General features: G+C 72.7%; 19 protein-coding genes and 1 tRNA gene. 11 read left to right on the top strand and 9 right to left on the bottom strand.

Translation table 11 applies throughout. The features are described 5' to 3' along the window. The first annotated feature begins 16 nt into the window (after positions 1–16). Entirely contained in the window at positions 17–1858 is a 1842-nt protein-coding gene (locus AB0C96_RS36855) for a glycoside hydrolase family 15 protein (RefSeq protein WP_362923834.1), read from the top strand. Here the strand turns inward: AB0C96_RS36855 and AB0C96_RS36850 are convergent. Genes AB0C96_RS36850 through AB0C96_RS36840 form a run of 3 tightly spaced genes read right to left on the bottom strand, consistent with a single transcriptional unit; the run spans position 1833 to position 3276 of the window. Then, complete coding sequence (locus AB0C96_RS36850; protein WP_362923832.1) at positions 1833–2114, bottom strand: DUF3817 domain-containing protein; 282 nt, start codon at positions 2112–2114, stop codon at positions 1833–1835. The two genes, AB0C96_RS36855 and AB0C96_RS36850, sit on opposite strands and share 26 nt — an antisense overlap. After that, entirely contained in the window at positions 2111–2587 is a 477-nt protein-coding gene (locus AB0C96_RS36845) for a hypothetical protein (protein ID WP_362923830.1), read from the bottom strand. The genes AB0C96_RS36850 and AB0C96_RS36845 overlap by 4 nt, the downstream gene beginning before the upstream one ends. Positions 2588–2604: 17 nt before the next feature. Continuing rightward, positions 2605–3276, bottom strand: a complete 672-nt coding sequence (locus tag AB0C96_RS36840; protein ID WP_362923828.1) for a DJ-1/PfpI family protein — start codon at positions 3274–3276, stop codon at positions 2605–2607. Positions 3277–3603: 327 nt separating this feature from the next. Between AB0C96_RS36840 and AB0C96_RS36835 the strand changes: the two genes are divergently transcribed. After that, the gene (locus AB0C96_RS36835) at positions 3604–4572 is read left to right on the top strand and encodes a helix-turn-helix domain-containing protein (RefSeq protein WP_362923826.1); all 969 of its coding nucleotides are present in this window, start codon (positions 3604–3606) and stop codon (positions 4570–4572) included. A 53-nt stretch (positions 4573–4625) separates the two neighbouring features. Here AB0C96_RS36835 and AB0C96_RS36830 read toward each other — a convergent pair whose 3' ends face one another. The 3 genes from AB0C96_RS36830 to AB0C96_RS36820 all read right to left on the bottom strand — a co-directional run bounded on the left by AB0C96_RS36830 (position 4626) and on the right by AB0C96_RS36820 (position 7832). Then, entirely contained in the window at positions 4626–5330 is a 705-nt protein-coding gene (locus AB0C96_RS36830; RefSeq protein WP_362923825.1) for a LysE family translocator, read from the bottom strand. 24 nt (positions 5331–5354) lie between these two features. Continuing rightward, entirely contained in the window at positions 5355–7757 is a 2403-nt protein-coding gene (locus tag AB0C96_RS36825; RefSeq protein ID WP_362923823.1) for a hypothetical protein, read from the bottom strand. A gap of 3 nt (positions 7758–7760) precedes the next feature. Beyond that, positions 7761–7832, bottom strand: a tRNA-Pro gene (locus AB0C96_RS36820). A 174-nt stretch (positions 7833–8006) separates the two neighbouring features. On the opposite strand from AB0C96_RS36820, the gene AB0C96_RS36815 reads away from it, so the two are divergent. After that, complete coding sequence (locus tag AB0C96_RS36815) at positions 8007–10271, top strand: DUF4132 domain-containing protein (RefSeq protein ID WP_362923821.1); 2265 nt, start codon at positions 8007–8009, stop codon at positions 10269–10271. Between the two features lie 126 nt (positions 10272–10397). Here the strand turns inward: AB0C96_RS36815 and AB0C96_RS36810 are convergent, their stop codons facing one another. Next, positions 10398–10703, bottom strand: coding sequence for a hypothetical protein (locus tag AB0C96_RS36810; protein WP_362923819.1), 306 nt, complete (start codon positions 10701–10703; stop codon positions 10398–10400). Between the two features lie 312 nt (positions 10704–11015). Between AB0C96_RS36810 and AB0C96_RS36805 the strand changes: the two genes are divergently transcribed. The 8 genes from AB0C96_RS36805 to AB0C96_RS36770 all read left to right on the top strand — a co-directional run bounded on the left by AB0C96_RS36805 (position 11016) and on the right by AB0C96_RS36770 (position 18837). Continuing rightward, the gene (locus AB0C96_RS36805; RefSeq protein ID WP_362923818.1) at positions 11016–11627 is read left to right on the top strand and encodes a flavodoxin family protein; all 612 of its coding nucleotides are present in this window, start codon (positions 11016–11018) and stop codon (positions 11625–11627) included. Positions 11628–12169: 542 nt separating this feature from the next. Further along, the gene (locus AB0C96_RS36800) at positions 12170–13174 is read left to right on the top strand and encodes a methyltransferase (RefSeq protein WP_362923816.1); all 1005 of its coding nucleotides are present in this window, start codon (positions 12170–12172) and stop codon (positions 13172–13174) included. 29 nt (positions 13175–13203) lie between these two features. After that, positions 13204–13854: a thermostable hemolysin gene (locus tag AB0C96_RS36795; RefSeq protein WP_362923814.1), complete on the top strand. Its 651-nt coding sequence runs from the start codon at positions 13204–13206 to the stop codon at positions 13852–13854. Continuing rightward, complete coding sequence (locus AB0C96_RS36790; RefSeq protein ID WP_362923813.1) at positions 13841–15415, top strand: AMP-binding protein; 1575 nt, start codon at positions 13841–13843, stop codon at positions 15413–15415. The genes AB0C96_RS36795 and AB0C96_RS36790 overlap by 14 nt, the downstream gene beginning before the upstream one ends. After that, on the top strand, positions 15412–16353 hold the full coding sequence (locus tag AB0C96_RS36785; protein ID WP_362923811.1) for a TauD/TfdA family dioxygenase: 942 nt from the start codon (positions 15412–15414) through the stop codon (positions 16351–16353). Before AB0C96_RS36790 ends, AB0C96_RS36785 begins: the two co-directional genes overlap by 4 nt. Then, positions 16350–17039, top strand: a complete 690-nt coding sequence (locus AB0C96_RS36780) for a class I SAM-dependent methyltransferase (protein WP_362923809.1) — start codon at positions 16350–16352, stop codon at positions 17037–17039. Before AB0C96_RS36785 ends, AB0C96_RS36780 begins: the two co-directional genes overlap by 4 nt. Further along, positions 17036–17566 (top strand): nuclear transport factor 2 family protein, encoded by a 531-nt coding sequence (locus tag AB0C96_RS36775; RefSeq protein WP_362923808.1) that lies wholly within the window; start codon positions 17036–17038, stop codon positions 17564–17566. Before AB0C96_RS36780 ends, AB0C96_RS36775 begins: the two co-directional genes overlap by 4 nt. Beyond that, complete coding sequence (locus tag AB0C96_RS36770) at positions 17563–18837, top strand: amidohydrolase family protein (RefSeq protein WP_362923806.1); 1275 nt, start codon at positions 17563–17565, stop codon at positions 18835–18837. The genes AB0C96_RS36775 and AB0C96_RS36770 overlap by 4 nt, the downstream gene beginning before the upstream one ends. 9 nt (positions 18838–18846) lie before the next feature. On the opposite strand, the gene AB0C96_RS36765 is transcribed toward AB0C96_RS36770, so the two are convergent. Both AB0C96_RS36765 and AB0C96_RS36760 read right to left on the bottom strand, forming a co-directional pair. Continuing rightward, positions 18847–19341: a MarR family transcriptional regulator gene (locus AB0C96_RS36765; protein ID WP_362923804.1), complete on the bottom strand. Its 495-nt coding sequence runs from the start codon at positions 19339–19341 to the stop codon at positions 18847–18849. Positions 19342–19449: 108 nt separating this feature from the next. Then, a complete protein-coding gene (locus AB0C96_RS36760) occupies positions 19450–19998 on the bottom strand; it encodes a DinB family protein (protein ID WP_362923802.1) in 549 nt (182 codons plus the stop codon). Positions 19999–20372: the final 374 nt, after the last annotated feature.

Raw genomic sequence — 20372 nt, 5'->3', positions numbered from 1 at the left:
GTAGGGGAGGTTTTCCATGGCCTCGTGCGAGAGCCTCCGTCCCAGCGTGGCGGACGCGCCCCGTTACCTGCCGATCGCCGAGCACGGCCTGATCGGCGACATGCGTACCGCTGCGCTCGTCGGGACGAACGGAACCATCGACTGGTACTGCTGTAGGCGCTTCGACGCCCCCAGCGTCTTCGCGGCGATCCTGGACGCCGACCGCGGAGGGGCCTTCACACTCGCCCCGGACGTACCGGCGCGGACGAAGCAGTTCTACTTCCCCGACACCAACATCCTGATCACCCGGTTCTTCGCGGACGGGGGAGTCGGTGAGGTACAGGACTTCATGCCGATCGTCGACGACTCGCGCGAGGCCGACCGCCACCGGCTGATCCGCCGGGTGTTGTGCGTCCGCGGAGCGCTCCCCTTCACCGCCCGGGTGGCGCCCCGGTTCGACTACGGCCGGCAGGCGCACACCGTCAGCACCCAGCAGGGCCACACGGTCTTCCGCTCGCCGGACCTCTCGCTGGCGCTGACCGCCAGCGTCCCGGTCGAGATCGACGGTCCGGACGCCTGGTCCTCCTTCAAGCTGGGGGAGGGCGAGGCGGCGGTCTTCGCGCTCGACCGGATCGGCGACGGGGTGCAGCCGAGGGCCTGTGCGGTGCTGGAGGCGGAGGAGCTGTTCGGCGCCACGGTGCGGTACTGGCGCCGCTGGCTGTCGCAGTCCCGCTACCGCGGGCGCTGGCGGGAGATGGTCCACCGCTCCGCGCTCACCCTCAAGCTCCTGACGTACGCGCCGACCGGTGCCATCGTGGCCGCGCCCACGACCAGCCTGCCCGAGCAGATCGGCGGCGAGCGCAACTGGGACTACCGCTACGCGTGGGTGCGGGACGCGGCGTTCTGCATCTATGCGCTGCTCCGGCTCGGATTCACCGACGAGGCCAAGGCCTTCGTGCGGTTCCTCTCCGACATCATCTGCACCGACTGCACGTCCGGACCCGGCGCTCCGTTGCAGATCATGTACGGCATCGACGGCCGCAGCGAACTGCCCGAGAGCGAACTGACCCATCTGGAAGGCCATTTGGGCTCGGCCCCGGTCAGGGTCGGCAACGACGCGGTCAACCAGCTCCAGCTCGACATCTACGGCGCCCTCATCGACTCCCTCTACCTCTACGACAAATGGGGGGAGCCGCTGTCCAGCGAGAGCTGGGACACCATCGGCAGGCTGGTCGACTGGGTCTGCGACAACTGGGACCAGCCGGACGAAGGCATCTGGGAGACTCGCGGAAAGATCCAGCACTTCCTGTACTCGCAGTTGATGTGCTGGGTCGCCATCGAACGGGCGATGCGGATCGCCACGCACCGGGGTCTGCCGGCGGACATGCTCCGCTGGTCCCGGGCCCGCGATGCGATCTACCGGCGGATCATGGAGCGAGGCTGGTCCGCGGAGCGCAGGGCGTTCGTCCAGCACGAGGGCGGTGACCTGCTCGACGCCGCCGTGCTGATGATGCCGCTCGCCAAGTTCATCTCGCCCACCGATCCGAAATGGCTCGCCACGCTCGACGCCCTGGGCGAGGACCTGGTGTCCGACTCCCTGGTCTACCGCTACGACCCGAGCAGCAGCCCGGACGGTCTGCGCGGCGAGGAGGGCACCTTCTCGATCTGCTCCTTCTGGTACGTCGAGGCCCTCTCCCGCGCCGGCCGGGTGGACGAGGCCCGGTTGGCCTTCGAGAAGATGCTCACCTACGGCAACCACCTCGGGCTCTTCGCCGAGGAGATCGGCCGCACCGGTGAACAGATCGGCAACTTCCCCCAGGCCTTCACCCACTTGGCGTTGATCAGCGCGGCATTCAACCTCGACCGGGCACTGGGGTGAGCACGCCGAGCCGGCGCAGCGCGAGCATGCCGCCGAGGCCCGGCAGCAGCGACAGCGTGAGGGCGGACGCGGTGCGCCGGGGGTCGCGTGCGACGGCGACGACGGTGAACAGGTAGGCGCAGCCGTGGATGGGGCCGGCGAGTGCGGAGACCGTGGGCAGGTGCGCGGTGGCGAGGTTCGCCAACAGGACGACGAGGGAGGCCAGTTCGGCCAGCGCGGCGATCCGCAGGGGGCGTCGGGTGGTCGGCACGGTCATGCTCCTGTCGTCGAGCCCGGACGGACGATCATCAAGACGGTCACCACGGCCCAGAGCAGATTGAAGATGCCGGTGAGCATGGCGAGTTGGGCGGTGGCCCGGTGTGCTACGGGCTCGGGCGCGGCGTCGGCGGGTGCGGCGAGCCGCTCCAGGAGCGCCTGCTGACGGGGCAGCACCAGCAGGGCCAGGACGCCGGCCGCCGCCGCGGTGAGCAGGATCGAGGTGATGAGCCAGACGTCGCGCAGGACACCCATGCTGCCGGCGGTGGCGAAGCCGAACACCGGGACGGCCAGGCCGACTCCGGCGTAGACGCGGCAGATGCGGTGCAGCAGGCGCACGGTGAGCACCCCGGTGCCGCCGCCGTCGACCGGGGCCCGGCGGACGGCGGCGGGGAACATGCTGGCGGCGACGGTGACCGGGCCGACGGCGATGATGGCGGCCAGGACGTGGAGGGAGAGCAGGATCTTCGTCATCGTCTCGGAGGGCGCGGTCAGAACGTGTGGGAGGGGGCGGTACCGCGGTCGGCCCAGACGATGCCGCGCCGCTCATGGGCGAAGAGCCGCTCGACGGCGTGTGCCACCTGGGGGCCGATCTCGCGCTCGACGAGGTGGAGCGCGAGATCCAGCCCGGACGTGACACCGGCGCCGGTGATCAGATCGCCGTCGTCGACCACCCGGGCGTCGACGGGCCGGGCCCCGGCGGCTTCCAGCAGCCCCAGACCGCTGGCGTGCGTGGCGGCCGGCCGCCCCTTGATGAGGCCGGCCAGGGCGAGGAGCAGCGAACCGCCGCAGACCGTGGCGACGAGGGTGTCCGGCCGCTCCAGCGCCTCCTCGGCCAGCCGTGGCAGATCGGTGTCCAGGGCCCGGCGCAGGACGGACCCGATCGTCGCGTCCCGCTCCTGCTCCCCCAGCTCCTCGGGGGACCGCGGGTCACCGGCGGCGCCCGGCAGGATGATCACGTCGGCCCGCTCGGGGGCCAGCGCGGCGGTGGCCCGGAGGCTCAGCGGCGGAAGGCTGCTCAGGACCTCGCGGGGCCCCTCGGCCGTCACCAGCTCGACCCGGACCGCCCCCTCGGTGAGCATTCCGGCCGCGTACAGGACCTCGTAGGGAGCGATCACATCCAGCGGATCGAATCCATCGAACAGGACGAACTGGGCGAGCATCGGCGGTCTCTCCTTCGTGCGGAGTCGGTGGGCGCGGGGTCCGTGCGCGGGGTCCGGGTGCGGGTTCCTCGTGCGCACGTCGCGTGCGGCACCGTGCGGACGGTTGGTCGTCGCGGTCGGCGCCGTGACAGCCACGCTAGGCCGGAGATCACCGGCTCCCCATGGGCAAAAATGACAACCTTCAACGGATTCTCGCCAGCGGCTCCGACCATGCCACGTGACCTGCGCAGTCGGGAGTCTTGCGGTTGACGTAAGGGGAGGCGCGAGGGGAAGGGGCGCCAATCTGGCGTACGTTCATCTGGCGGGAATCCGGCTATCGTGTTGTTCATGCATACGGTGGCGGTGCTGGTCCTGGACCACGTGGTGGCGTTCGACATGGCGGCGCCCATCGAGGTGTTCGGGCGCACCCGGCTGCCGGACGGGCGCCGCCCCTACCGCGTCCGAGTCTGCGCCCCCACACCCGAGGTGGCGGCCGAGCCCTTCGCGCTGCGCGCCCCGTGGGGGCTGGAGGCGCTGGCGGACGCGGACACGATCATCGTCCCTGGCTGTGCGGAACAGGCGCCGCCCCCGCCGGACGAGGTCCTGGACGCGCTGCGCGCCGCCGCGGCGGCCGGCACCCGCATCGCGTCGGTGTGCGTGGGCGCCTTCATCCTGGCCGCGGCCGGACTGCTGGACGGGCTCCGGGCCACCACCCACTGGGTCGCGGCCGATGAACTCGCCCGGCGGTTCCCGCGCGTCGATGTGCAGCCCGATGTGCTCTACGTCGACAACGGCCAGATCCTCACCTCGGCCGGCGCGGCGGCCGGCCTGGACCTGTGCCTGCACATGGTCCGCCGGGACCTCGGCTCCGCGGTCGCCGCCGATGCCGCGCGGATGTCCGTCATGCCGCTGGAACGCGAGGGCGGCCAGGCCCAGTTCATCGTCCACGAGCGGCCGCCGGTGCCGCAGGGATCCGCCCTCCAGCCGGTGCTGGCCTGGATCGAGGACAACCTCGGACGGGACCTCACCCTGGACGCCATGGCCCAGCGCTCGGGGATGAGCGGGCGCACGTTCAGCCGTCGCTTCCGCGAGCAGATGGGCACCACCCCGCTGCAATGGGTGCTGCGGGCCCGGGTCCGGCGTGCGCAGTACCTCCTGGAGAACAGCGACCATCCGGTCGAACGGATCGCCCATCAGGCCGGGTTCGGCTCTCCCACCGCGTTCCGGGAGCGGTTCCGTCGCGTCGTGGGCACCACGCCGCAGGCGTACCGCGCCGCCTTCCACGGGCGCGCGGCCGACGCGCAGCGCACGTCCTAGGGCGGCCCGCTGCGGCAGCCGTTCCGGCCGCCGGGGCGCGGTCGGTGGGTGCGTCAGGCCCGGTCGGCCAGCGCGAGGTGGGCGGCGAAGCCGAGGAAGGCGAGGCCGCTGACCTGTTCCATGCGGCGCCGGAAGGACGGGCGCCGGGTCCGGGCGCCGAAGACGGAGGCGGCGCCGGAGACCAGCCAGTACCAGATCGCCAGCTCGACGACGTCGATCGCGGTGAGCAGGAGGGTGCTACCGAAGACCGGTGCGCCCTCGGGCAGGAACTGCGGGATCAGGCTCATGTAGAAGACGCCGGCCTTGGGGTTCAGCAGGTTGGTGCCGAGCCCGGCACGGAAGGCGCGACCCATGGCGCCCGCGGTCGGTGCGTCCGCGGTGGGTGTGGTGGCGGTCGGTGCGCTCGCGGTTGCGGCGGCCGGCACACTGGTGGTCGCGCCCTGGGCGCTCGACTCCTCAGGGGACGCGGTCCGTTGACCGGCCCGCCACAGGGCCGTCGCACCCAGCCACGCCAGATACAGGGCACCACCGATGCGCAGGGTGTCGTAGGCCAGCCGGGAGGCGGTGAGCAGCGCCGTCAGTCCGACGGCGGTCGCCAGGCCCCAGACGAGGCAGCCGGTGACGATGCCCAGCGCGGCGGCGCGTCCGCCGCCGCGGCCGTGGGCGATGGACGTCCGCACCACGAGCAGGGTGTCCAGCCCCGGTGTGACGTTGATCAGCGCGGCGACTCCGGCGAAGGCGAGCGTGGTGGTGAGCATGACATGAGAGTAGGCCGTGCCCGCTCACCGCACCCCCGGATCCGGGCGTCCGGTGGGGTATCCGGTTGTCCGGCGCTGTGCGGTCCGTGCCGAGCCGCGTGGCCGCGGTAGGGCAACGGGGGGCTCGCGCAGCCAGTGCCGTTCGGTGCCCCAGCCGAGGAAGCGGCGCGCCCGACCGGCCAGCGCGGTGCCGTCCGGGGCGAAGTCGCCGCCGGCGGCGACCAGTCGCAGTCCCGCCAGGGCCGGGGCGAGCCGGGCGGCGACATGCGTCGGATGCTGCGCCGTCTCCTCGTCCATCCAGGCGAGCACCTGGGCCTGCTCCTCGGACGTGCACAGCGACAGATGGAACACCAACTGCCGCCAGGCGTACGCCGCGTCCTTGATGGTGACCAACGGGCGCGGGTCGTGGTGCACCCGTGCCGTCAGCCGGCACACCGTACGGAAGCAGCGGCGTGCCAGGTCGGCCCATCCGGGCGCCGGGGCGATGCCGACGCGGTGCACCAGGGTGGCCAGGTTGTGGGAGGTGAGGATCTGGCCCTGCTCGATCACCATGCCGTTCGCCGCCACCGAGTGGGACGTGGACGCCCCGGCCCGGGTGCCGCACAGCGTGGCGAAGCCCGGGGACGTCCGCGGCTGGTAGCCGCGGGTCAGCGCGGTGCCCGTCTCCACGACCGCGAGGTTGCGCAGAGCCGCGTAGTCGATGCCGTAGTAGCGCGCGTAGAGCGTGCCGCCCAGCAGCTCCCCGGCGATCCTGGCCGCGGTGAGGAACTTCCGGGAGAAGGTGCCCATGAAGATGTCCGCGGCCAGCTCCTCGACCAACGGGGCGCCCAGGTCCGCCTGGCGGGCGAGCACGCCCAGTTCCCGGACCAGCGGGTTGGGCAGCAGCGTTCCCGGAAACCCCTGCACGGCGAGCTCGCCGAGCTGCCGCAGCGCGGCCGCCGCCCCGTCCCGGGCCGCGTCCTCGCCCCGCTGCCCGGCCACCGCCCGTACCCACGGCAGCTCCTCGGCCCGTACCTGCTGCTGAAGGTCGAGCAGCAGCAGGGAGCGGCGGTTGCGGAACGCCCGGTAGTGCGCGGCCATCAGGGCTCGCAGCGCCGGATCGGCGTAGGCCTGCGCGGTCGTCGCGGCGACCAGTTGTGGCACCAGCTCGGCCAGGACCTCGGCCGACGGGACCACGCCGCGCTCGATCAGCGTGCCGATCGGAGCGCTGAGCGTGCCCTCGACGACCCGGCGGATCGCCGGCGGGATCGCGGCGCCCACCGGCAGGCCGGTCTCCCGATGCTCCTCCTCGGTCACGGGGACGACCAGCGGGGCGACCTCGGTCACGCCCTGGCCCTGGGGCAGGTCGCCGAGCCGGCGCAACACCAGCTGCGCCAGGGCGTGGTGGGACGGCAGTGCCGCCTGGGCCGCCTGCCGCCCGCGCAGCGCCGTGTGCTGCTCGGAGCCCGGCGCACCGCGCCGCCGCACCATGGACGGGGTGGCGTGCCGCAGCAGACCCAGCCGGCGCGGACCGAGCGGTCGCCCGGCGACTGTCTCCTCCAGGGCGCCGCGCAGGATGCCCACGTTCTCCTTGGGGTTGCGGTGCTTGCCGCAGCGGGTGTGCGCGGCCGCCAGCATCCGATAGCGGTCCAGCAGTGCCGCTCCGCGTCGGTACCACCCCTGATCCGGGGCGCGGTCGAGCACCCGGCCGTCCACCGCGGTCTCCAGCCAGTGGGCGAGCAGCTCGTCGGCGAACGGCTGCCAGACCGTGAGCGCCTCCCGCTGTGCCTCGACGGCCGCTCGGGGCCGCCGCCGCTCCAGGGCCCGGCCGGCGTCGGCGACCGTCCGGCGGTGCACCACGGAGACGTCCGGCGCGGGCGCCGCGGCCGGCCGGGGAGCGAACCGCAGCCGGCCGGCGAACGGCTCCAGCACGGCGACCAGTTCCGCGGCCTCGGTCAGGTGGCCGTTGCGCACCAGCCAGGCGACGGTGAGCAGGGCGGCCTCCTCGGGCACGGCCACCTCGTAGTGCCCGTCGTCCAGCAGCGCGGACAGCTCGGCCAGCCCGGTGTCGCCGAGGAAGTGCAGGAAGAGGGCGCGTCGGTCAGCCGGCACGCCCGCCCGGCGCGCCGCGTCCCGCTCGTACGGCTGGAGGGGGCCACCGGCGGCGGCCGCCCCCGTGGCGAAGCCGCCCCGGACGACCTCCGGGGTCACCCAGGCCGGAAGTCCGGCCACCGGTGTACGGGAGCCGACCGTCAGCCGCCCGTCGGCCAGGCCCGCGAGGACGTCCCGCCAGCGGCGGACCCGGTCCTCGGCGCGGCTGCGGGTGGCGCCGTCGTGATGCGTCAGGGCGGTCCGGAAAGCCTTGGCCAACTGGCCGTGGGCGTAGGGCGCGCCCGTCGGGTACGGCGGGCTGCCGGGGAGAGGCTGCTGCTCAGCGTCGTCGTTCATAAGCCGGCGTGGCGGGTGCTGCCCCCGCGCCCTCCGGGTACCAAGCCCGGTGCTCTGCTGCTGAGCTACACGCCGATGAGTGAGTGGAGCGACGCCAGAGTAGAGGTGCGTCCGCGGTTGGACCAACGGGTTCTTGACGCCGGGGCCAGGCGGTGGGCGGTGCCCGTGCGTCACCTGGGACGCGCGGAGGCGGGCCCGTCGTGCCTGGTCGTACCGCATTGTCAGACCCTGCCGCTACGGTCGGTGGCCATGGAAGAACTGTCACCGCACGCCGCGCAGTTGCGGGCCGCGATGGCCGGACCACGGCAGGACGCCGAGTGGTCCGGCGGGACGTGGGCCGCCTGCGCACGGCTCACGTCGCGGGAACTGGGCGCGCTGCTCCCCACCGCCTACCGCACCCTCGCCGACGAGCAGGCCCCCGTCCACGCCCGCCGGGTGGCCCGTGAGTTGACCTGGAGCGCGGTGCAGCCGTCCTTCACGGCCGCCACGCTCACGGACCTCTACGCCGCGCTGGCCGGGTCGGCGAGGTCCACCGACGTCCGGTACGCGGCGGGCGGGTTGCTGCGCTGCACCGAGCCGTGGGACGGGGCGGCCCTGGCGGAGTACGCGGAGGTCCTGGTGCAGGCGGCCGGGTGGCGGCGGTCGGACCAACTCGCCGACGCCGCACTGGCCGATGCCGCGTTGGCCGTGGCCGCGCTGGCCGGACCGGCGGCCGAGGAGGAGCTGGTCACACGGCTGCGTGCCGTGTACGCGGACAGCCCGTTGCGGCTCGCGGAGATCGAGGTGGTGCTGGCGACGGGCCCCCGGGAACGGGCGCTGCTCGCCGAGGAGCAGCGGTACGCGCCGATGACCGGCGACTGGCCGCGGCTCACGGACGCCACCGTCGCGCAGCCGACCGAGGTGCTCCTCGCCGAGCTGGCCCACCGTGCCCTGGACATCGCCGCCGACCGCCTCACCGCCCTCCACACCGGCCGTGTGCCCTACGTCGCCGACAAGGCCTTCACCGCGCCCGACGTGGACACCCTGTGGCGCGCCGCCCGGTTGGCCCTGCGACGCGACGAACCCTGGGCCGGCGAGTCGTTCGCCACCCTGTTGCCGCAGCTCGCGGTGGCGCCGACCAGCGCCAGGACCCTGCCCTCGCAGAGCGCCTGTATCGCCCTCGCCCAGGCCGTGGAGGCCTGGCCCACCCCCGAATCCGTCGCCGCGCTCCGCGAGGCCCGCCGGGTCGTCCGGCACGCCGGCGTCACCAAGAAACTGGACCGGGCGCTGCGCCGCGCCGAACGCAACCTTGCCCGGCGCCCGGAGAGCGCGCTCCGCCTCCCGGACCTCGGCTTCGGCCCGGACGGCATGCAGCGCATCCCCTGCGGCGAGTACACCGCGGTGCTCGCGGTGGCCGAGGAGGCCACCCTGGCCTGGGAGCGCGCCGACGGCCGGGCCCTGAAGTCCCTCCCGGCCGCCGCGCGCCGGGACCACCCCGAGGAAGTCGCCGCGATCCGCGGACTGTTGGGGAAGGCTCGTAACCAACTCCGCACCCTGGTACGTGGGTTGGAAGGCGGCTATCGCGAGGGCACCGTCCTCCGGTACGGCCGCTGGCGCGACGCCCTCGTCGACCACCCGGTGGCTCGCGGCACGGCCCGCCGCCTCATCTGGGAGGTGGAGCAGGCCCCCGGGGACTGGCGCGCGGTGCTCCCCGCGGCGGGTCCCCCGGGCGGTCCCGAGCCCGATCCGTCCGCTGCGGTACGCCTCTGGCATCCGGCCCGCGCCACCCCCGCCGATCGGGAGTTCTGGCGGGACCTGATCGAGGAAAGACGACTGCGCCAACCCTTCCGCCAGGCCTACCGGGAGCACTACCGGCCCCCGGAGACCGGCCACGCCACCGACATGTTCCACGGCCATCTGCTGCGTCTGGAAGCGGTCCTCGGTCTGGCCGTGCGCGAGGGATGGACCATCGACGACGATGAACTCACCCTGCCACTGGGCGGGATGACGGTCCGCTTCGGCATGGCCGGAAGGCTCCATCCGGGCGCCGCGGGCTGGGCGGAGGCCCAGCAGGTCGCCCTCCACCGCGGCGACGGAAGCCCCCAGCCGCTGCCGGAGGTCGATGAAGTCCGGCTGTCGGAGGCCCTTCGCGCCGTCGACCTCCTCGTCAGCACCGCCGGCTTCGCCTGGTGCGACACCCATGCGCACGACAATCGGGAGCAGTTGGACCGCCTCTACCGTCAGCCGCTCGGACGCACCGCACGCATACGCCGTGCGGCACTGCGCCGTATCCTCGCCGATCACCTCGCCTCCGGCCGGATCGACGTGGGGGACCGGCATCTGCGTATGGACGGCTACGCCATCCATCTCGCCACCGGTCGGGTGACCTGCGGTGGTGATCCGGTCGAGGTCGACCTGCCGACGGGCCGGCAGGCCGCGCCCCTGCCGTTCCTGCCCTACGACGAAGCGCTACTGGAACGTATCGTCCGGACGGTGGAGCATCTGATGACGGACGGTCGCCGAGCGAGCGGCTGAACCGACGCCGGACGGCGGTCGCCCCCGCACGGCCGCGGATCCGTGCGGGGGCGAACTGCCTTGTGGGGACGGCTACCCGGGACTACCGGCCACGTCCCGGCAGCCGTGAGAGAGCTGTCGAGGGATTTACAGCGGACGGGCCCACAGGTCCCACATCAGGCCCGAGCCGTCGCAGAAGGGATCGGCCCACTTCCCGCTGGCGACCAGGTCGGTACCGGCCGCCTGGCATCCGCTGAGGGTCCAGAACTTCTTGCCGGTCCACACCGTTCCGGGCGGGCCGTCCATCGGCTTGACCTGGTGCTGCGCGTGGGAGGCGATCGGCTCCACGGCCTGCTCCCCGGTGGTGGCGTTGGCCTGAGCGGCGCCGCCCAGTCCGACGACCGTGAGCGCGGCCGCAGCGAGTGCGGTGGTCAGAATGCGCCTGTTACGCACGTGTCTTCCTTTCCCCGTAGCGTTCGGGCCCCTTGCGGGCCCGTCGCCCCGTACACGGACACGGGGACGTCGCCGTATGACAGCGCCGTGTGTGAGGTGGGTCACGTTGCGGTGCGGGGTGGGGTGGTCGAAGCTGACGCCCCCTCGGTGGTGAAGTGTCCGGTCTGCTCGTTTACCTGTTCTTTTCGGGGTGTTGGCCGGAGGTGCTTGCCTTGGGGGTGTGGGTCTGGATAGCGTACCCAGCGCCTAAAGCTTTCTGAACAGCTTTAGTGAAAGATAAACCATGGAATCGGTCCCGGGTGGGGGAGAAAAATGCAGATCAACGTTGCCGTCGCTTACCACAGCGGATACGGCCACACCGCCAAGCAGGCGGCGGCCGTGGCGGCCGGCGCGGAGAAGGTGCCCGACACCCGCGTACGCCTGGTCTCCCTTGCCGAGCTGAACGACGAACTCTGGGACACCTTGCAGGAGTCCGACGCCATCATCTTCGGGACGCCGACCTACATGGGTGGCAGCAGCGCCGTCTTCCGCACCTTCGTCGAGGCCACCAGCAAGGTCTGGGGCGACAACATGCGCTGGAAGAACAAGATCGCCGGCGGCTTCACCAACAGCGGCAACATGGCGGGGGACAAGCTCAACGCCCTTATCGACCTCGCCCTGTTCGCCGCCCAGCACGGCATGATCTGGGTCGGCCTGGCCGAGTACGGCGGCTGGAACACCTCCGCCGGCAGCCCCGAGGACATCAACCGACTCGGCAGCTGGCTGGGCGCGATGTCCCAGTCGAACAACGACGAAGGACCCGACGTCACGCCCGGCGCCAGTGACCTGCGTACCGCGGAGGCGCTCGGCCGGCGGATCGCCGAGACCGCCCACATCCACCGCGCCGGCCGCGCGGCGGTGGAGCTGGAGGACGTCTCCAGCTGATCTCCGGCCGCCCCAGCGGAGGCGTATGTTCGGGCGGTGCGGAACAACAGCAGGTCAGGGGTGGGTGGTTGACGGCGGCCGACAGGTCGGTGCCGCCGCCCCTGACCCTTCCGCCAGGCCGTCCCCGCCGCGCCTCCGGCCGGTGACCCGCCGCACGGTTCGACGCGCAGGCGAACCCTCCGCCGGTCGCTCGGGTGCGGAGCCCGCGAGGCGGCCCGCCCGCGCGCCCCGGTGAACCGGCCAAACCGGTGGACCCCTGCGCGGCGGACGCCACCGCCTCCGTCCGCAACCGTCCCCAACGACGCGCCCCGCGGCACGTCGACTGATGTTCTCCCAGCTCCCGTTCCCGGGAGCCATGGCGTCGTGCCGCAGCCGTCCGCTGCCGGCACACCGGACCCCCGTCCTTCCGGGTCGGTGAGGCGCCTCCGTTCGGCAGCCCCCCACACCCCTGCACCGTGCCCGCGGACCCTCGCGGGCTCGGCGCTTCCGGCCGCGTGCGCCCACGCGGTCGTCCGTCCTGCCATCCAACGAGGAGATCAGCCATGTTCCAGACCACCACCGACGCCGAGCTGGCGGGCAACCCGATCGACGAGGTGATCGGCTCCACCATCCGCTACGCGGCGCTGACCACGGCGGCCAAGCTGGGCATCTTCACCGCCCTGGAAGAAGACGGCCCCAAGACCCTCGACGAGCTGGCCGCGGCGATCGGCGCCAGCACCGACGGCACCCGCGCCGTCGCCGACGTGGCCGCCGTCCTGGGGTGGCTCACCCTGGAGGACGGCCGCTACCGCAACGGCCCGCTGGCCGAACGCTGGCTGGGCAAGGACGCCGAGTACGACTTCACCCCGGCGCTGCTGTGGGCGTACGAACTCACCAACGTCCTGTGGGATCTCCCGCAGGCCGTACGGGACGGCAAGCCCGCGCAGTCCCTCTGGGAGCGCTGGGCCGACAACCCCGAGGCCGGGCGGGACTTCGCCGCCTACATGCGGGTCAAGTCCCGGCTGACCGTCGATGCCATCGTCGATGCCGTACCGCTGCCCGACGAGGCCCGGCGCCTGCTCGACCTGGGAGGTTCGCACGGCCTGCACTCCATCGCGATGTGCCGTCGGCACCCCGAGCTCTCCGCGACGATCCTCGACCTCCCCGAGGCGCTCGCCGACACCGGGACCGCGATCGAACAGGCCGGCCTCGCCGACCGGATCACCCTGGAGCGCGGCAGCTTCCTCAGCGGTGACCTCGGCAGCGGATACGACGTGGTGTTCCTCTTCGAGATCGTGCACAACCACACGGACGCCGAGAACCGGGACCTGATAGCCCGGGCGGCCGGTGCCCTGCGGCCCGGCGGCCGGATCGTGGTCCTCGAAGACGTCCGCGGTGCGCAACTCGACCCGCACAACGCCGCGTTCTCCCTGGCCATGTACGCCTGCTCGGGCGACCGCACCTACAGCCTGCCGGAGATCTCCGGCTGGCTCACCGACGCGGGCCTGACCACCGTCGAGCGGATCGTGCTGCCCTCATCCGTCTCTCTGGTCGTCGGCACCAAGTAACGCCGACCGCCGCGGAAGGGGGGAGCACCATGCAGATCGATCTGGCACACCGATCGACCGACTCATGGCAGATGGCCGCGGACCTCGCGCGTGAGGTGTACGCCCAGGCATACGGCGCCGATGTGGCGCCCCGGCCCGACTCGTTCATCGTCGCCCGCTCCGCCGGCGGGCCGACCGAGCAGCCCGCCGCGCCACTGGCCTGCGCGGGGCTGACCTTCGGCCGGGACCAGGCGCTGTTCTCCGAGCGCTACCTCGGCACCGGCATCGAGGACGCCGCCCTGGCCCACCTCGGTGTCTCGGTGGACCGCCGGCGGGTGGTGGAGGTGGGGGCACTGGCCACCCGCCGGACCGCGGTCGGCCGGGAGCTGATCAGAGCCACCCCGATCGTCGCCTGGTGCCTGGGGATGGAGTACATCCTGTGCACCGTCACCCGCCGCCTGGTCACCACGCTGGACCGCACCGGCATCCGCTTCGAGCCGTTCGCTCCCGCCGATCCGCGCCGGCTGCCGCCCGCCGAGGCGGCGCACTGGGGCTCGTACTACGACCACGAACCACAGGTCGGCGTCATCCCCCTGAACGCACTGGACCGGCTCTTCTCCGCCGCCACCGGGCGCTACTCGGTCACCGACCTCCAACTCAGCATCAGCGCCATGGAGGTGGCCGGCCATGCGGGTCATTGAGGAGACCCTGGCCCGGCTCGGCGAGTCGCGGCGTCCGCTGATCGAGGTGCTGGGCGAGGACGGGGCCCCGGCGCGCACGCTCACCTACCAGGAGGTGCTGCGCCGGGCGGCCGACCTGGCCCGGCGGATCGGCGGCGCGGCCGACCCCGGCCACCCCCTGCGCATCGGCGTGATCTGCGGCAACACCCCCGAGTTCGTGGTCGCCGACCTCGCGTTGATCGTGGCGCGCGCCATCGAGGTTCCGGTCCCGCTGGCCTTCTCCGCCGAACAGGCCGCCGGCCTGCTGGAGGAGACCGACCTGTGCCTGGTGGACACCGCCGGAGAGGCGCGTCTGGCGGAGTGGGGGAGGAGCCGGGTCCTCGGCCCGGGGTGCACCGTACTGCCGCTGTCCGTGGACGGCCCCGTCCCGTCGGCGCCGCTCGCGCTGCCGCCGGCCGGCACCGACCCCGCGGACTGGGAGTGCAAGGCCATCCACACCTCCGGTACGACCTCGCGCCCCAAGGGCGTCCGGATCCGTGCCCGGGCCATGGGCGAACTGCTCGGCTCCCTGCGGGCGGTGATGCCTCCCGGGGCCTTCGCCCGCTACCTCTCCGTCGTGCCGTTCAGCCTGCTCATCGAACAGGTCACCGGTCTGTACATGGTGCTGCTCGACGGCGGGACGCTGGTGCTGATGCCGCCCGGCAAGGCGCTGGTCGGCACGGCGGCGGGGGCCGCCGGCGACTGCCTGCCGTACGTGGCGGCGGCCCGGCCGACCGCACTGGTCGCCACCCCCGCACTGGTCGACGCCTTCGCTGCCGCCGCGGACCGGGCCGTGGGCGATCAACTCCGGTTAGCGCAGGTGCTGTTCGGTACCCCGGAGGCGCCGCTCATCTGCTGTGGCGGGGCTCCGGTCCACCCCGATCTGCTCCGTCGCCTGGACGCCCACGGGCTGCCCGTCCACGAGGGGTACGGGCTGTCCGAGAACAGCTCCGTGGTCAGCTGGAACACCCCCGCCGCACGCCGCCTCGGCACCGTCGGCCGCCCGCTGCCGCACGTCCGGGTCCGCACCGCCGACGACGGCGAACTCCTGGTCACCAGCTCGTCGTTGTTTGCCGGGTACACCCGCAACGACCCCTCCAGCCTCGTCCTCGACGCCGACGGCTGGTTGCACACCGGCGACCTGGCCCGGATCGACCGGGACGGCTTCATCACCATCACCGGACGCAAGAAGAACGTCATCATCACCGCGGCCGGCCGCAATGTCGCCCCCGAATGGGTCGAGGCCCAGTACGTCCAGCTGCCGTTCGTCCGCGCGGTCGCCGTGGTCGGCGACGGACTCGACGCCCTGCACGGGCTGTTCCTGGTCGAGGAGACCACCGACATCGCCGCCGCCGCGGTAGCCGTCCGGGAGTTCGGCGAAGCCCACCTCTCCGCGGTGGAACGGGTCGCCGTACCGCACTTCCTCGCCGATGCACGCCTCTACCCCAGGTACTTCACCGTCACCGGAAGGCCGATGCGGGAGGCCGTCCGCACCGCCCTCGCCAACGGAACGCTGTACGACCACCAAGGAGCTGACGCATGACCGCGATCGCCGACGTCCGGCCCTACGGCGCCGCCACCGGCCGGCTCGTCCTGCCCGCCGACGACACCTCGCTCGGCGCCCTCGACCCCGCATGGATCACCGGCCTCCTCGCCGACGCCGGCTTCCTGCTCTTCCGGGGCTTCCGTACCGACCTCGTGGAGTTCACCTCCTTCGTGAAGGCGCACTCCAGCCGGATCACCCTCGACCCCGCGCGCTCCTTCCACGGCGGGGAGGTCGCCCAGAAGGTGGACGCCGGCACCGGCGCGGTCGGCCTGCACCTGGAGAACGGCAACAGCCCCTTCGGCCCCGACCTCACCTGGTTCCTGTGCGAGAAGGCCGCTGCCAGCGGGTCCCAGACCACCGTGTGCGACGGCTACCGCGTCTGGGACGCGGCCGGCGACACCGCCCGCGAGGTCTTCGGCACCAAGGACATCATGTACAGCCGCCGCGTCGAGGAACCCAAGTGGAAGGCGTTCGTCTGCCACCAGGTGGAAGGCCGCAAGGACCCCGACGACGTCACCTTCGCCGATATGAAGGAGCTGGTGGGCGGCAACGTGTCCACCACCCTCCAGCTGAACGACGACGGCTCCCTCCACTACGCCTACCGCACCGGTGCCGTCCGACCGACGCTCTTCGGCAGCCGGCCCGCCTGGGCCAACAGCGTCTTCGGCCCCTCGTACAACTACGAGGCACCCCGCATCACCTTCGCCGACGGGACCGAGATCCCCGATCTGCTGCTCGCCGAGTTCCGCCGGCTCACCGCCGAGCTGACCGAGGAACTCGACTGGCAGGACGGCGATGTGGCGCTCATCGACAACACCCGGGTGATGCACGGCCGTCGCGAGATCCTCGACACCGACCGGACCGTCTACAACGCCCAGAGCTACCTCGACCCGGCGCTGCTGACCGCCGTACGGAGCGGGAGGTCGCAGGGATGACCGGGACCGCAGCCACCGGCCTCGACGACGAGCGGGTCCGCGCCGTCCTGGACGACATCGCCCAGACCGCCGAGCACACCGACCCCGACGTGATGCAGCGCGCCTACGCCACCGCCGCCGACTGGCCGCAGCCGCCCACCGCCGAACAGGCCGCCGAGCTCTGCTCGCAGGCCGCGCTGCCGGTGCACCCGCAGGTCGGCACCTTCCTCTACCAGCTCGTCCGGGGCCAACGCCCGGCACTCGTCGTGGAGTTCGGCACCTCCTTCGGCGCCTCGACGCTCTACGCCGCGGCGGCGCTCCGCGACAACGGCGGCGGCCTGGTCATCGGTTCGGAGCTGCACCCGGAAAAGGCCGACCGGGCCCGCGGGCACCTGGAGCACGCCGGACTCGCCGACTACGCCGAGATCAGGACCGGCGATGCCCGAGAGCGGCTCGCCGACCTTCCCGGCCCGGCCGACCTGGTGCTGCTCGACGGGTGGAAAGAGCTCTACCTCCCGGTCCTGACGATGCTCGAACCGCGCCTCCGGGCCGGGGCCCTGATCGTCTCCGACAACCTGCCGATGCTGCCACCGGAATTCCTCGACCACGTCCGCACCGCCGGCAACGGCTACCTCTCCCAGCAGCTTCCACTGGGAGACGGCATCGAATTCTCCGTCCGCCTCCAGGAAGGCCCATCGCACCCGTGACTGCCCGCACCCACCGACGCGCCCTGCTCCGGGCCGGCATCGCCGCGCTGCCGCTGGCCGCCGCGGCCCCGACCGCCGCGCTGGCCGCCGACCGCACCGGCCGGCTCACCGCCGGCGCCGTCAGCTGCTGGACCGTGGCCTACCTGGACGCCTGGCGGACCAAGAACGACACCGCCGCCGTCCGGCTGTTCACCCCCGATGCCGTCTACGAGGCGGTGCCCGGCGTGCCCGCGCAGACCTTCCGCGGCCGGGACGAGATCGGGCGCTACTGGCGCGAGATCACCGCCGGCCAGAGCGAGATGACCGGCCGCCACGGCACCCCGGTCGTCACCGGCGACCGGGCGGCCGTCGAACTCTGGGTCACCCTGCGGGCCCCCGCGCTCAACCCGGACGGCGACCACTGGATCACCCTCCTGGAGACCAACGTCCTGCTCTTCGCCCCCGACGGCCGCTGCCGGCGCAACACCGAGTACTGGAACCTCCAGATGGGCCGCCTCGAACCGCCCCAGGGGTGGGGCGCCGCATGACCCCCACCCGCCTGCTCGTCACCGGCGGCCGGGTCCTCACCATGGACCCGGCCCTCGGTGAACTGCCCACCGCCGACGTGCTGGTGGAGGGCGGCCGGATCAGCGAGATCCGCCCGGCCATCGACGCCGACGGCGTGCACGAACGGATCGACGCCCACGGGTGCCTGGTGCTCCCCGGCTTCATCGACACCCACCGGCACATGTGGCAGGCGGCGCTGCGCGGCAGCGGCGCCGACCAGACCCTCGCCCAGTACTTCACGACCGTCCTGCACACCCAGGCGCCCCGGCTCACCGCCGACGACCTGAACTTGGGCAACCTGCTGAGCGCGCTGGGGGCACTGGACGCCGGGGTGACCACCGTCCAGGACGTCTCCAACGTCGCCAAGCCCACCGAGGAGCACACCGACGCCCTGCTCGATGCGCTCACCGGCTCCGGACTGCGCAGCGTCTTCGCCTACGGCCACGGCACGGCGGGCGACGCCCGCCGGGTCCGCTCCCGCCGGCTGCACACCAAGGACGCCCTGGTCACCATGGCCCTCAACGCCGAGGCCGGGAGCGACGACGCCACCCGCCGCAACGGGGCGCTGGCCGATGAGCTGGACCTGCCCACCGCACTGCACGTCCGGGGCGGCAGCCCGGTGTCCCGACTGCGCCGCCTGGGCGTACTGCGCCCCGGGACCGTGTTCATCCACGGCACCGGCATGGCGGCGGGCGAACTGGAGCTCGTCCGCGACAGCGGAGGAGCGCTGTCCATCGCGCCGGCCATCGAGATGACCATGGGGCACGGGCTGCCCCCGTTCGCCGCCGCGGCGACCGCCGGGCTGCGGCCGGGCCTCAGCGTGGACGTCGAAGTCGCCGCGCCGAGCGATATGTTCACGCAGATGCGAGCGGCGCTCCAGGTCGGACGGTTCGCCGTGTTGCAGGGGCACGCGGACCCTGCGGCGCCGCTGCTCACGGCGCGGCAGGTCCTGGAGTTCGCGACCATCGGCGGCGCCGAGACCCTCGGCCTCGCCGACCGCACGGGTTCGCTCACCCCGGGCAAGCAGGCCGATCTGATCGTGCTGCGGACCGACCGTCCCGGTGTGGCACCGGTGTACGACCCCGTCGCGGCCGTGGTGTCCGCGATGGACCGCGCCGATGTGGACACCGTGATCGTCGACGGGCGGATCCTCAAACGCGCCGGCCGGTTGCTGCACGCCGGACTGCCCGGGCTGCTCGCGCGGGCGGAGGAGCTGCGCGCCAGGATGACCGACGGCCGGCCCGCGGGCTGACCTGCCGGCTCAGCGGCGGATCAGTACGCCCTCCTCGATGGCGGCGAGGGCGATGCGGAGCTGCTCGCTGAGGGCCTTGGCGGTGCGCTGCGGAATGCGGTCGACAAGCCGGGCGTGCACGGCGGTCGTGGCGCGCACCGCCGCCTCGGCCGTCTCCACCCCGAGCGGGGTCAACTGCACCCAGCTGCTGCGGGCATCGTCCTCGGCCGCCGCGCGGGTGACGTACCCGGCGGCGACCAGGCGCTTGACGACATTGCTGGTGCCGCCGGACGACAGCAGCAGCGCATGGGTGAGGTCGGTCGGCTTGAGGCGGTACGGGGCACCGATCCGCCGCAGGGTGGCGAGCACGCCGTACTCGGCCTGGGTCAGCCCCAGCTTCTCCAGCTCGACACCCGCGGCGGTGTCGAACGCCGAGACCAACAGGGCGCTGCGCTTGGCCAGTTCCAGGGGCAGGCCGGCGATTTCGGGCAGCTCCCGCCGCCACGCCGAGATGATCTCGTCCACGTGGTCAGGCTCCACTGCGATCCGCCTTCCCTCTGCCCACCAGCTCCGCACCACGATATCCCACCGCCCCGGTGGAACCGTTCTGACCTGCGGAGAGACGAGGTCCCCTCAGAAGCCGGTGGCGCCGTCGAGGCGCTCCCGCAGCAGGTCCGCGTGACCGATGTGCCGGGCGTACTCGGCGATCATGTCGATCAGGATGCGGCGCAGGGAGATCGGTTCACCGGTGCGCCGGCGTATTCCCGTCTCGTCCAGGGAGCCGGCGGCGGCCGTGATCTGCCGGGACCGCTCGCACTCCGCCCGCCAGACCGCGAAGGCCTCGTCGACGTCACCGTCCAGGGAGTCGAAGTCCTGGTCGGGATCGTCGTCGGAGTAGTGGAGGAGGGGGAGGGACTCACCGGCGAACTGGATGCGGAACCACCAGCGTTCGACCCCCGCCAGGTGCCGTACCAACCCGTGCAGCGAGAGCCCGGAGGGCGGCACCGCGCGCTCGGACAGCCGGTCCGGCGGCAGATCGTCGCACTTGAGCGCAAAGGTGGCGCGGTGCCAGTCCAGCACCGCGGTGAGCGTCTCCCGCTCACCGCCGAGCGAGGGTGGCGCGGTGCGGGTGTCGCCGGTCAGCCGCGGTGCGAAGTGCTGGGGAGTGGCGCGGTCGGTCATGGCCCGCCCTTCTGGTCCGTCCTGATCATCGTCGTGCGTCCGAGTCTGACAGCCACCACTGACAACGGACCGGCGCCGGGACGCCCCCGGCCGGGCCGGTTGCCCGCCCCGCCCCGCTACCCAAGGGATGTCCCGCAACTGATCTCGGTATGAAGGTTGGTTGTCAGGACTGGATCCCGGGGACCACTGGGGCGCCGTCGCCACGGTCGCGTCGTTCTCGCGGACTGTCCGGTTTGGTTACGTGGTGTCCAAGGTGACTCGGGGCCGACGGGTGGCGGACGGGTCACGTCCGCTGGAGTGGTGTATCGACGGCCACTCGGTGATCTCGTTTTGAGGCTATGCGGTGAGTTCGGTGGGCAGGGTGGTCTCGTCGG

The organism is Streptomyces sp. NPDC048506, from assembly GCF_040651315.1.
GTDB lineage: Bacteria > Actinomycetota > Actinomycetes > Streptomycetales > Streptomycetaceae > Streptomyces.
This window is presented reverse-complemented; position numbering and strand designations above follow the sequence as displayed.